Source organism: Nocardia wallacei (assembly GCF_029868745.1).
Classification (GTDB): domain Bacteria; phylum Actinomycetota; class Actinomycetes; order Mycobacteriales; family Mycobacteriaceae; genus Nocardia; species Nocardia wallacei_B.
In genome coordinates this window covers 1-11,394 of record NZ_JARWOP010000252.1, presented here as the reverse complement: position 1 = coordinate 11,394, position 11,394 = coordinate 1, and the positions used below count along the sequence as shown (strand labels likewise).

The following is an 11,394-nucleotide window of genomic DNA, read 5'->3' as shown; positions in this document are numbered from 1 at the left end:
GGCGGCGTCGAGCACCCGCGCGGTCGGTGCCAGCCCGGCACGGGTGAGGGCGAGGTCGTAGCCCATCTGATCGACGTATCCGCCGGGTCCGCAGAAATCGATCTGCCAGTAGATGAGCAGCAACGCGGTGCGGGCCGGGTGGGCGGGCGGGGGGGGCCTCTTTACCCCCCCCCTGGCTGCCCCGGCGGGGCGGGGGGCGCCCCCAAACCCCCCCCCCCCCGCGCCGCAAACCTTGGGCGTTGGCGTGCTTGCGGGATTGAATGGGGGCATGGGCGACTCCACGCATTCGGTGACGTTGTTGACTCGGGCGGGGTGTGGGATGTGCACCGTCGCGCTGGAGCAGTTGCGGGTGATCTGCGGCGATTTCGGGATCGAGCCGGGGACGGTGGACGTGGACGAGGCCGCGGCGAGCGATCCGGGGCTGCGGGCCGAATACGGTGATCGGCTGCCGGTAGTGTTGCTCGACGGGCGCGAACACAGTTATTTCGACGTCGACGAGACGCGGCTGCGGGCGGATCTGCGCCGCTGAGCGCGCCGCCCGGCGCGTTGTGTGGAACCTCACCGCCGACTGCGGGTTGAATGGGGCGGCACGGCCCGACCTCGAGTGACCGAATTCACCGACTTTGTGCAGGGCTTCACAAGCAGTTACGGTGGTGACACGCGAACCGACTGCGACAGGCAGTGGAAGCACTCGAACCCCGACATACCGATACCGGCACCCTCCGGCGTCGGCGGTGCACAGCGAACCGGACACCTATCCCCGGCCGGACGAGGAGCCGAACGACGTGACAGAGCAGCATGAGGCGCCAGGCGGCGTCTCCGGCAGGGCTCTGCAGAAGGACATCCCGCAGGCGACCGTGGCTCGGCTGGCAACCTATCTCCGGGTGCTCGCCCTGCTCGCCGACGAGGGTGTGCTCATCGTATCGAGTGAAGAACTGGCTGTCGCGGCGGGTGTCGGTTCCGCGAAGTTACGCAAGGATCTGTCGTTCCTCGGCCCCAACGGTGTTCGCGGCGTCGGCTACGACGTGGCCAAGCTGCGCGCCCGCGTCGAGGATGTACTCGGGCTGTCCGAGGGGCACCGCGTGATCCTGGTCGGCGCGGGGAATCTGGGCCGCGCGCTGGTCGGCTACGGCGGGTTCCGGCGGCGCGGATTCAGCATGGTCGGCATCTTCGATTCCGCTCCGGCGATCATCGGCGAGCAGGTCAGCGGACTGATCGTGCGCGATGTCGCGGAACTGCACAGCGCCGTCGCCGAACTCGCGCCGACCATCGCGGTCATCACGGTGCCGGACGCGGCCGCGCAGGCGGTCTGCGACGATCTGGTCGCCGCGGGTGTGCAATGCATCCTCAGCTTCTCGCCGACGGCGCTGGACGCACCGTCGTCGGTCGAGGTCCGCCGGGTTGATCTCGCCGTCGAGATGCAGATGCTGTCGTTCGAACGGGCGCGCAGTGCGGAGGCGGACACACCGGACGAGGCGCACAGCGTGGCCGCGGGCGAAACCGTGACCGCGGTGTCCACTCCGATCGGCCGCCGGGTGGCGGACCGGTCGCACGCGGGCATCAAGCATTCGGCAACGGAGCCAAACAGCAAGGGATCGGTGGTGGCACCATGAGCGTGCTTCTGGTCGGTATTTCGCATCGCAGCGCGCCCGTCGCGGTGCTGGAGAAGGTTGCTGTCACCGAGGACGACCGGCCCAAGCTGACCGATCGCATGCTCGCCTCGCAGCACGTGTCCGAGGCGATGATCGTCTCCACCTGCAACCGCGTCGAGGTCTACGCCGTGGTCGACGCCTTCCACGGCGGTCTGGCCGAGGTCGGTGATCTGCTGGCCAAGCACTCCGGTCTACCTCTGCCGGAACTGACCCGGCACGCCTACGTGCGCTACAGCGAGGCCGCCGCCGAACATCTGTTCGCGGTCGCCAGCGGCCTGGATTCGATGGTGGTCGGCGAGCAACAGGTGCTCAGCCAGATCCGTGCCGCCTACGCCGCCGCCGACGCGCAGCAGGCGGCCGGTCGCACCCTGCACGAACTGGCCCAGCACGCGCTGCGGGTCGGCAAGCGGGTGCACTCCGAGACGGGAATCGACCGGGCGGGCGCCTCGGTGGTGTCGGTCGCGCTGGACCGGGCCCGCGCGGTGCTCGGCACGCTCGATGATCGGGCCGCCGTCGTGATCGGCGCGGGCGCGATGGGCGGTCTCGCGGTAGCGCATCTCGCGCGTGCCGGGGTCGGGCACATCACCGTGGTCAACCGGACGCTGGAGCGCGCGCAGCGGCTGGCGCACACCGCCGCGACCATGCACGAGGCCTCCGCGTCGGCGTCGGATCTGTCCGGGCTCGTCCCCGCGCTGGCCGATGCCGACATCGTGATCACGAGCACGGGCGCGGTCGGATCGGTGGTGACGCTGGCCGACGCGCACCGGGCCCTGAACTCCGCCCGGGTCGACCACCAGATGGTGATCTGCGACCTGGGCCTGCCGCGCGATGTGGACCCGGCGGTCGCGGGTCTGCCCGACGTGACCGTGATCGACATGGAGACATTGCAGCGCGACCCGGCCGCGGGCGCGGCCGCCGACGACACCAGCGCGGCCCGCGCGATCGTCGCCGAGGAACTCTCCAAGTACCTGGCCGGCCAGCGGATGGCCGAGGTGACGCCGACCGTGGCGGCGCTGCGGCAGCGAGCCGCCGACGTGGTCGAGGCCGAACTGCTGCGGCTGGAGTCGAAGCTGCCCGGCCTGGCCGACCCGGACCGCGAAGAGGTGGCCCGGACCGTGCGCCGGGTGGTCGACAAGCTGCTGCACGCGCCGACGGTGCGGGTCAAACAGCTGGCTTCCACACCGGGCGGCGATTCCTACGCCGAGGCCCTGCGCGAACTGTTCGAACTCAAGCCCGGTGCGGCGCAGGCCGTCGCGGCGCCGATGGAGATCGGGGCGCTGGGCGAATTGGCCGACGATTTCACCACCGGCCAGGCCGGCGACGGACAGGGGCCGGCGGCATGACCGAAACCACCACTATGACCGGGGAAATCGTGACCGACGCAGCGTTGCAGGAGCACGATATGACCACACGGGGCACGGCCGCGGCGCCGTGGCGCATCGGTACTCGCGGCAGCCACCTGGCACTCACCCAGGCCGGCACGGTCCGCGACGCGCTGATCGCCGCCGGGCAGTACGCGGAACTCGTCGTCGTGAAGACCGCCGGCGACAAATCCTCCGATCCGGTGGAGAAGATCGGTGTCGGCGTGTTCACCACCGCGTTGCGCGACGAACTGGCCATCGGCAATGTCGATATCGCGGTGCACTCGTACAAGGATCTGCCCACAGCGCCGGACCCTCGGTTCGTCATCGCCGCGATCCCGGCGCGTGAGGATCCGCGCGACGCGGTGGTCGCGCGCGACGGCCTGGTGCTCGGCGCGCTGCCGCCGGGCGCGAAGATCGGCACCTCGGCGCCGCGCCGGATCGCGCAGCTGCGCGCGCTCGGCCTGGGACTGGAGGTACTGCCGCTGCGCGGCAATATCGACACCAGAATGCGCAAGGTCGCCGATGGCGAACTCGACGCCGTGATCCTCGCCCGCGCCGGACTGGCCCGCGTCGGCCGTCTCACCGAGGTCACCGAGGCGCTGGAGCCGGTGCAGATGCTGCCCGCTCCCGCCCAGGGCGCGCTCGCGGTGGAATGCCGCATCGAAGACTCCGAACTCGTGACCATCCTGTCGGATCTGGACGATTCCGCCGCCCGGGCCGCGGTGCTCGCCGAGCGGTCGCTGCTCGCCGAGCTCGAGGCCGGCTGTACCGCGCCGGTCGGCGCGCTGGCCGAGGTGGTGGAGTCGATCGACGACGACGGCCGGGTGTTCGAGGAACTGTCGCTGCGCGGGTGCGCGGCGGCCATCGATGGCTCGGATGTCATCCGGGCCTCCGCGGTCGGCTCGCTCGCACAGGCCGAGCAGCTGGGCCGTTCGTTGGCGCGTGAACTTTTGGAGCTGGGGGCACGCGACTTGCTCAGCGCCGATGACAGCGCCTCTTCAGACCTCAGTAATCCCAGCCCAATGGAGAACAACCAATGAGCGAGCGCAGCGAGCGAATGATCAGCGCGGCGCCTTCGGGCATGCCGGCACCGAGCGCCAGCGAGGTGCGGGCATGAGTCGAGCCACGAAGAAGCACCCGGGCCGGATCCTGTTCGTGGGTTCGGGCCCCGGCGACCCGGCGCTGCTCACCGTGCGGGCCCGCGAGGTGCTCGGGCGTGCGACGCTGGCCTTCACCGACCCCGACGTCGACAAGGGCGTGTCCGCCCTGGTCGGCGCCGTGGTGGAGCCGGGCCCCGACGGCGAGCCCACGGTCGACGTGCGCCCGGCGCTCGGCGAGCCGGCGGAGGTCGCCAAGACCCTGATCGCCGAGGCGCGCAACGGCCACGACGTGGTGCGGCTGGTCTCCGGCGACCCGCTGACCACCGATTCGGTGATCGCCGAGGTCAATGCCGTCACCCGCTCGCACGTGATGTTCGAGGTGCTGCCCGGTCTGCCGTCGGGCACCACCGTCCCGGCCTACGCCGGTATCGCGCTGGGCTCCACGCACACCGAGGTGGATGTACGCGGTGAGGTGGATTGGGCCGCGGTCGCGGGCGCGCCCGGGCCGCTGGTGCTGCACGCCACCTCCGGCCACCTGGCCGAGACGGCGAGCGCGCTGGTCGAGCACGGCATGGCCCCGCAGACCCCGGTCGCGGTCACCGTGCGCGGCACCACCCGGCAGCAGCGCACCATCGAGGCGACGCTGGCCACGCTGAACTCCGCCGCCTCGGAGCTGGTCGGGCCGCTGGTGGTCACGGTCGGCAAGGAGGTCGAGAAGCGCGCCAAGATGTCGTGGTGGGAGTCGCGGGCGCTGTACGGCTGGACGGTGCTCGTGCCGCGCACCAAGGAACAGGCCGGTGAGATGAGCGAGAAGCTCGTCATGCACGGAGCCATCCCCATGGAGGTGCCGACCATCGCCGTGGAGCCGCCGCGCAGCCCCGCGCAGATGGAGCGCGCGGTCAAGGGCCTGGTCGACGGCCGTTATCAGTGGGTGGTCTTCACCTCCACCAACGCGGTGCGCGCGGTGTGGGAGAAGTTCGGCGAATTCGGCCTGGACGCCCGCGCCTTCTCCGGTGTGAAAATCGCCTGTGTCGGCGAGGCCACCGCGGACAAGGTGCGCTCCTTCGGCATCAACCCGGAGTTGGTGCCGAGCGGCGAACAGTCCTCCGAGGGCCTGCTCGCCGACTTCCCGCCCTACGACGACGTATTCGACCCGGTCAACCGCGTGCTGTTGCCGCGCGCCGATATCGCCACCGAAACCCTGGCCGAGGGTCTGCGCGACCGCGGCTGGGAGATCGATGACGTGACCGCGTACCGGACGGTGCGTGCCTCGCCGCCGCCGGCCGAGACCCGCGAGATGATCAAGACCGGTGGTTTCGACGCCGTGCTGTTCACCTCCTCCTCGACGGTGCGGAATCTGGTCGGCATCGCCGGCAAGCCCCACGCGCGGACCATCGTCGCCTGCATCGGCCCGAAGACCGCCGAAACGGCCATCGAATTCGGCCTCCGCGTAGACGTCCAGCCGGAGATAGCCCAGGTCGGCCCCCTGGTGGACGCCCTCGCCGAACACGCCGCCCACCTCCGAGCCGAGGGCCTCCTCCCCCCACCCCGCAAAAAGAGCCGCCGCAGCCGCTAGCAGCATGCCGGTGCCCAAGCCGGGCACCGGCACCCCAGCGTCACCGCGGCGCAGCCTGGTATCACCGTCATCCCGGCACGTCTGGCCTTACTGTCATCCCGGCACGTTTTTGGCCGGGATCTCGCTCGTGGATTCCGGCCAAAAGCCCGCCGGAATGACGAAGCGCAGCATGCCGGAATGACGGGCACTGACGGTCGGGTGCGTCACGGGTACCTGTACACCGCCATCCATCCCGGCCTGCTTTTGGCCGGGTCAGCGGCGGGCGCGCATGAGGTCGCGGACGAGGCGGCAGGTTTTGTCCGAGGGTGGGTGGAGGCCGACGAGTTGGGCTGTGCGGCGGATGGTTTCGTTGTCGGCCAGGCTCGCTCGGTAGATGCCGGAGTCGAGCAGGGCGATGGACAGGCGCATCGCCTTCAGCCGGCGATTGTGGGTGACGTACCACGACCGCGGGCGGCCGGGCGGCAGCCGCCGCTTCACCAGCGGGACATAGGGCCTATCGATGATCGTCGGTGCGGTAGCGGGCACGAGATCCTCCCCTCGCTATCGGAGACCCTGATCGGATCTCTTCGAACACATCTTCGATTCTACCTCGACCCACCGACAAAAACGCGTGGCCGCAAGGGTTTTCACGATCGGTTCCCGGCCGCGGCATCGGTCGCCGGGAAGTGCCGGAGGCGCTCGCGACAGGCTCCGGAGCGGGGCGTATCGTGCGATTCATGACCGGAATGGACCGCCCGCGGCGGTTGCGGCGGACTCCTGCCCTGCGCCGTCTCGTCGCCGAAACCACCTTGGCGCCAAGGCATCTGGTGCTGCCGATGTTCGTCGCCGACGGCCTGTCGGAGCCGCGCGAGATCGGCTCGATGCCCGGCGTCTACCAGCATTCGATGGATTCGCTGCGCAAGGCGGCGGTCGAGGCCGTCACCGCCGGTGTCGGCGGGCTGATGCTGTTCGGGGTGCCACGTCCGGAGGACAAGGACCCGTCCGGCAGCCAGGCCAGCGCCCCGGAGGGCATTCTCAACCGCGGCCTGCGCGCCCTCGCCGAGGAGGTCGGCGATTCGACGGTCGTCATGGCCGACACCTGCCTGGACGAATTCACCGACCACGGCCACTGCGGCGTGCTGTCCGCCGACGGCGCCGTCGACAACGACGCCACCCTCACCCGCTACGTGGAAATGGCGCTGGCGCAGGCCGAGGCGGGCGCTGACCTGCTCGGCACCAGCGGCATGATGGACGGCCAGGTCGGCGCCATCCGCGCCGGACTGGATGCCGCGGGCCGCACCGACACCGGCATCCTGGCCTACGCCGCGAAGTACTCCTCGGCGTTCTACGGCCCGTTCCGCGAGGCCGTCGCCTCCTCGCTGCAGGGCGACCGCCGCACCTATCAGCAGGACCCGGCCAACCGCCGCGAATCGATCCGCGAACTGGAGCTGGATCTCGCCGAGGGCGCCGACATCGTGATGGTCAAGCCGGCCATGTCGTACCTGGACATCCTGCGCGAGGTCGCCGATCACTCGACCGTGCCGGTGGCCGCCTACCAGATCTCCGGCGAGTACGCGATGATCACCGCCGCGGCCGAGCGCGGCTGGATCGACCGCCGCGCCGCCGTACTGGAGTCGTTGCTGGGTATCCGCCGGGCGGGCGCGGACTTCGTGCTCACCTACTGGGCGACCGAGGCCGCACACTGGCTGTCGTGAATCAGTGGAGTCCGCCGGGGCGCCCGGGGCCCGTACCGGCGCCGACGGATGTCCGTACCGCCTGTCAGCTGTGGTGGGCCGTCGTCGCGCTCGGCATCGTGCGATTGATCGCGAGTGCGCTGGACCGGTTCACCGGCCGGGAAGAGCTGGCGCGGGAGCTGTTCGACCAGGTGCGCGAGCAGCAGCCCCAGGCGACGTTCGCGCAGGTCGAGCTGATCGTGTCGGTCATGCAGGTACTGATCGTGGTGTTCGGCCTGGCCTTCGCGATCGGCGCGCTGGCGATCGTGCACCAGCTGGGCCGCGGCAAGCTGTGGGCCCGGACGCTGCTGGATATCGCGGCCGTGGTGCTGGTCTTCGGCGCGGTCGGGGCGATGATCGGGCTCGGTGCGGTCGGCGGGGTGGGCCCGCTGCTCACGGGGGCCGCGGCGATCCTGCAGGCGGTGCTCGCGGGTGGTGCGCTGTTCCTTTGCCGCAGAACCGAATCCGATGCCTTCTTCCGCCTCGGCGGCCGCTAGAAGATACGCGGAATTTGTTACGGACGGACCAGGATGTATCGTGAGGGCAGTCACAGAGGATTTGGGAACCGGATGTCGTTGCTCGGGCGTTGTTCTCGGGATCGCGTTATGCGATGCGCTCCGGTGGAGCGGAGGCATTGATGCGAGTGGTGATTCAGCAGCCGCAGAGCCTTCGGCGAGATGTACTGGTACTGAGCCTGTTGATCCTGTTCGGTCTGCTCACCCTCGCCGTATTGCTGCTCCCGGGAGCAGTCGGCTGATTCTCCCCGCATGAACGACGCCCAGACCGCGCCCGCGGTGCTGTTCGCGGAGCCCGGCGCCCGCTGGCGCACGATCGCCTACGGGCCGGTGCTGTGCCTGATCATCCTGTTGCTGGAGGTCGGGCTGGGTTCGCGGGTGCACTGGTTCGGGCTGGGGTTCTGCGCCGCGCTGCTGGGCGGTTTCGTGTGGTTGCAGGTGGTGGCGGGCCGTCGGCACGTCAGCGTCGAACTCACCGGCGACACCCTGCGCGACGGCACCGAGACCCTCCCGCTGCGCCGCATCGCCGCGGTGCTGCCCGAACCCGACGACGAGTCCTGGGACGAGGAGGACTGGCAGTCGGCCCGCGCCCTCGGCGAACTCACCGGCGTGCCTCGCCGCCGCAAAGCCATCGGCCTGAAACTGGACGACGGTTCCCTCGTCCAAGCCTGGGCCCGCGACCACCGCCGGCTCCGCGCGGAACTCACCACCGCGCTGCAACCGGCCGATCCCGAGCCGGACCAGGGCGCGAAGCCCGGCGCAGGTTCCGAACCGGGGGATACCGAGCAGCCCGAAGCCGGGTGAAAACCTGGTGACACGCCCTGAATCGAGTTCGAACACGAAACCGAGGAGGACGCTGGTGATGCGGCGGGTGTGGATCGTCGTCGATTTGGTGTTGCTGGTGGTCTGTGCCGGGGCCGCGGTGCCGAGCTGGCGCAACGGAATCGACCGGACCGTGTTCGCGGCCGCGGGGGAGCAGCCCGCCTTCGAGGCCACTCGCTATTCCGGTCCCTGGCTGGGGCTGGCCGCGCTACTGGTGGCGATCGCGGGGCTGGCTGTCATCGATCTCGTCGCCCGGTGCGCGCGCTCGCGATGAGATCGCCGAACCGCTGACCGATATCGGTGTGGCGAGCCGAGTCCCTTCGTGTGTCGCCACGGCAGGCGGACAATGGTCGGCATGAAGCGCACAGACCTCGTGAAACGCATTGCCCTCACAGCGGCGGCCACGGGAGCCGTCGGCGCTGCCACCGTCGTGCCCGCCGCGGCCGCTCCCGTCGAATCCGCTATGGCAGCACCGGCCCCGGCGTCCCTGCTCGACGTCCTGCCGAATCCGCTGAACTGTTTGCTGTCCACCGGCTTCGCCGTCTTCTGCCTCGGCGTGCCGCTGTCCTGAGCGGTGCCGCGGGTTCAGTTCCAGCGCTGATAGATGTCGAGTACGCGGGAACCGCGGCTGCCGGGGGCATTGACGAAGAAGGTCACGGTGCCATCGGGATGCTCGGCGGCCTCCATGATCACCTGCCGCAGCGAGGCGTGAATGTTGCCGTTGTCGTCGCGGTAGAGATCCGTCTCCGGATGCAGGCCCGCGCCCATCCGGCTCTGCGGCACGACCTTGGTGACCAGTGCCGGGACCGGACCGTCGGACAGCGCGGCGGTCTCGTCGTGGGACAGGGCCCACCCGAGCCGCCCCTGGTCCGGCTGAGCGACCGGGACGCCCGCCGCGGACTGGCCCGCACCGCCGAGCGCGGCGGCGAGACCGGTCAACAACAGGGCTGTGCTGAGCAGGATGGTGCGCATGAAATCCCTCCCGGCCGTGGCTGAGTCGTGCCCTGAGCGTACGGAGCGGCAATCGCGCAGCGATCGATATGCGCTGAAAGTTCTTCCGGCGTGTTGCGTTTTCACTCGCCGACAAGTGCGAAAGTCCGGTTTCGGGCAAATCTCGAGGAATGTACTCGGCCGTGGTAGCGGCAGGTCGGTGGTGTGCCGTGACTCACCCCACTACACCCTGTCGTCGACGGTCCGGGGCGAGGCTGCGACACTGGAGGCCGTGAGTTCATCTCCGCGCGCGACCCAGACGCCCGTGCCGGTCTCCGCCAGCCTCTTCGAACGCGCCGCCGCGATCATTCCCGGCGGCGTGAATTCGCCCGTGCGGGCCTTCAAATCCGTCGGCGGCACACCGCGATTCATCGCCTCCGCGCGCGGCAGCACGCTCACCGACGCCGACGGCAACGATTACGTCGACCTGGTGTGTTCCTGGGGCCCGATGATTCTCGGCCACGCGCACCCGGCGGTGGTCGACGCGGTCCGGCGGGCGGCGACCGACGGCCTGTCGTTCGGCGCGCCGACCGAGGCGGAGATCGAACTGGCCGAGACCATCGCCGCCCGGGTCGATCCGGTGCAGCGGGTGCGGCTGGTCAACTCCGGCACCGAGGCCACCATGAGCGCGGTCCGGCTGGCGCGCGGTTACACCGGCCGCAGCAAGATCATCAAATTCTCCGGCTGCTACCACGGTCATGTGGACGCGCTGCTGGCCGACGCCGGTTCGGGCGTCGCGACGCTGGGTCTGCCGACCTCCCCGGGCGTCACCGGCGCGCAGGCCGCCGACACCATCGTGCTGCCGTACAACGACCTCGACGCGGTTGCCGCCGCCTTCGCCGAATTCCCGGACCGGATCGCCGGCGTGATCACCGAGGCGGCGGCCGGGAACATGGGTACGGTCGCGCCGCTGCCCGGTTTCAACGCGGGCCTGCGCCGGCTCACCACCGAGCACGGCGCGCTGCTGATCATGGACGAGGTGATGACCGGATTCCGGGTGAGCCCGGCCGGTTGGTACGGCGTGGAGGGCGTCGCGGGCGACCTCTACACCTTCGGCAAGGTGATGAGCGGCGGGCTACCGGCCGCGGCGTTCGGCGGCAGCGCCGACATCATGAACCGGCTGGCTCCCGACGGACCGGTGTATCAGGCGGGCACCCTCTCGGGGAATCCGGTCGCGGTGGCGGCCGGCCTGGCTTCCCTGCGCGCGGCCGACGACGCGGTGTACGCCGCGCTGGACCGCAACGCGCAGCGGCTCGGCGCGCTGCTCACCGAGGCCCTTACCGCCGCGGGCGTCGCCCACGTCGTGCAGTTCGCGGGCAATATGGTGAGCGTGTTCTTCGCCGACGAACCGGTGACCGATTACGCCGCCGCCAAAGCCAGTGCGACCTGGCGCTTCCCGGCCTTCTTCCACGCGCTGCTCGATCGCGGGGTGTACGCGCCGCCGAGCGCGTTCGAAACGTGGTTCGTCTCCGCCGCGCTCGACGAGGACGCATTCGACCGTATCGCCGTCGCCCTGCCCGCCGCCGCGGGGGGCGCCGCCCGCCCCCCCCCCCCCCCGGGCAACCACGGGGAGGGCAACGACCCCCCGCAACACGCACCGCCCCCCCCCCCCCCCCCCCCAGAGAGAGCGCGGCAGCGGCCGCCCCCGTCAACCCCAGATCCA

Annotated in this window: 13 protein-coding genes and 1 pseudogene; 11 read left to right on the top strand and 3 right to left on the bottom strand. The window is 70.4% G+C overall.

Annotated elements, in window-relative coordinates; translation table 11 throughout:
- Window positions 1–123, bottom strand: a pseudogene (locus QH470_RS22520) (cysteine hydrolase); the annotation flags it as partial.
- Window positions 124–268: 145 nt separating this feature from the next.
- Here QH470_RS22520 and QH470_RS22515 point away from each other — a divergent pair.
- From QH470_RS22515 to QH470_RS22495, 5 genes are all read left to right on the top strand, one after another.
- Complete coding sequence (locus QH470_RS22515) at window positions 269–529, top strand: glutaredoxin family protein (protein WP_280274340.1); 261 nt, start codon at window positions 269–271, stop codon at window positions 527–529.
- A gap of 256 nt (window positions 530–785) precedes the next feature.
- Complete coding sequence (locus tag QH470_RS22510) at window positions 786–1,613, top strand: redox-sensing transcriptional repressor Rex (protein ID WP_280274339.1); 828 nt, start codon at window positions 786–788, stop codon at window positions 1,611–1,613.
- Window positions 1,610–2,995: a glutamyl-tRNA reductase gene (locus QH470_RS22505; RefSeq protein WP_280274338.1), complete on the top strand. Its 1,386-nt coding sequence runs from the start codon at window positions 1,610–1,612 to the stop codon at window positions 2,993–2,995. Before QH470_RS22510 ends, QH470_RS22505 begins: the two co-directional genes overlap by 4 nt.
- Window positions 2,996–3,054: 59 nt before the next feature.
- Window positions 3,055–4,056, top strand: coding sequence for a hydroxymethylbilane synthase (gene hemC, locus QH470_RS22500; RefSeq protein WP_280274341.1), 1,002 nt, complete (start codon window positions 3,055–3,057; stop codon window positions 4,054–4,056).
- 73 nt (window positions 4,057–4,129) lie between these two features.
- Window positions 4,130–5,692 carry a bifunctional uroporphyrinogen-III C-methyltransferase/uroporphyrinogen-III synthase gene (locus QH470_RS22495; protein ID WP_280274337.1) on the top strand — a complete coding sequence of 521 codons (1,563 nt, stop codon included), beginning with the start codon at window positions 4,130–4,132 and terminating at the stop codon, window positions 5,690–5,692.
- A 252-nt stretch (window positions 5,693–5,944) separates the two neighbouring features.
- Here QH470_RS22495 and QH470_RS22490 read toward each other — a convergent pair whose 3' ends face one another.
- Window positions 5,945–6,217, bottom strand: a complete 273-nt coding sequence (locus QH470_RS22490; protein WP_280274336.1) for a hypothetical protein — start codon at window positions 6,215–6,217, stop codon at window positions 5,945–5,947.
- Between the two features lie 191 nt (window positions 6,218–6,408).
- Between QH470_RS22490 and hemB the strand changes: the two genes are divergently transcribed.
- The 5 genes from hemB (at window position 6,409) to QH470_RS22465 (ending at window position 9,312) form a co-directional block, all read left to right on the top strand.
- Window positions 6,409–7,386 (top strand): porphobilinogen synthase, encoded by a 978-nt coding sequence (gene hemB, locus QH470_RS22485; RefSeq protein ID WP_280274335.1) that lies wholly within the window; start codon window positions 6,409–6,411, stop codon window positions 7,384–7,386.
- Window positions 7,383–7,901 (top strand): hypothetical protein, encoded by a 519-nt coding sequence (locus tag QH470_RS22480; protein ID WP_280274334.1) that lies wholly within the window; start codon window positions 7,383–7,385, stop codon window positions 7,899–7,901. The genes hemB and QH470_RS22480 overlap by 4 nt, the downstream gene beginning before the upstream one ends.
- 270 nt (window positions 7,902–8,171) lie before the next feature.
- Window positions 8,172–8,723 carry a hypothetical protein gene (locus QH470_RS22475; RefSeq protein ID WP_280274333.1) on the top strand — a complete coding sequence of 184 codons (552 nt, stop codon included), beginning with the start codon at window positions 8,172–8,174 and terminating at the stop codon, window positions 8,721–8,723.
- Window positions 8,724–8,778: 55 nt separating this feature from the next.
- Entirely contained in the window at window positions 8,779–9,015 is a 237-nt protein-coding gene (locus QH470_RS22470; RefSeq protein WP_280274332.1) for a hypothetical protein, read from the top strand.
- Between the two features lie 81 nt (window positions 9,016–9,096).
- Window positions 9,097–9,312, top strand: coding sequence for a hypothetical protein (locus tag QH470_RS22465; RefSeq protein ID WP_280274331.1), 216 nt, complete (start codon window positions 9,097–9,099; stop codon window positions 9,310–9,312).
- Window positions 9,313–9,326: 14 nt separating this feature from the next.
- Here QH470_RS22465 and QH470_RS22460 read toward each other — a convergent pair whose 3' ends face one another.
- The gene (locus QH470_RS22460; protein ID WP_280274330.1) at window positions 9,327–9,713 is read right to left on the bottom strand and encodes a hypothetical protein; all 387 of its coding nucleotides are present in this window, start codon (window positions 9,711–9,713) and stop codon (window positions 9,327–9,329) included.
- 250 nt (window positions 9,714–9,963) lie between these two features.
- Here QH470_RS22460 and hemL point away from each other — a divergent pair.
- Window positions 9,964–11,394 (top strand): glutamate-1-semialdehyde 2,1-aminomutase (gene hemL, locus QH470_RS22455; RefSeq protein WP_280274329.1); only part of this gene is annotated, 1,431 nt, incomplete at its 3' end.

Bases quoted from the DNA above. Each gene is read 5' to 3' on its own strand.
- hemB (WP_280274335.1), top strand. From the start codon at position 6,409: ATGACCGGAATGGACCGCCCGCGGCGGTTGCGGCGGACTCCTGCCCTG.
- hemC (WP_280274341.1), top strand. From the start codon at position 3,055: ATGACCACACGGGGCACGGCCGCGGCGCCGTGGCGCATCGGTACTCGC.
- QH470_RS22495 (WP_280274337.1), top strand. From the start codon at position 4,130: ATGAGTCGAGCCACGAAGAAGCACCCGGGCCGGATCCTGTTCGTGGGT.
- QH470_RS22460 (WP_280274330.1), bottom strand. From the start codon at position 9,713: ATGCGCACCATCCTGCTCAGCACAGCCCTGTTGTTGACCGGTCTCGCC.
- QH470_RS22465 (WP_280274331.1), top strand. From the start codon at position 9,097: ATGAAGCGCACAGACCTCGTGAAACGCATTGCCCTCACAGCGGCGGCC.
- QH470_RS22515 (WP_280274340.1), top strand. From the start codon at position 269: ATGGGCGACTCCACGCATTCGGTGACGTTGTTGACTCGGGCGGGGTGT.
- QH470_RS22505 (WP_280274338.1), top strand. From the start codon at position 1,610: ATGAGCGTGCTTCTGGTCGGTATTTCGCATCGCAGCGCGCCCGTCGCG.
- QH470_RS22475 (WP_280274333.1), top strand. From the start codon at position 8,172: ATGAACGACGCCCAGACCGCGCCCGCGGTGCTGTTCGCGGAGCCCGGC.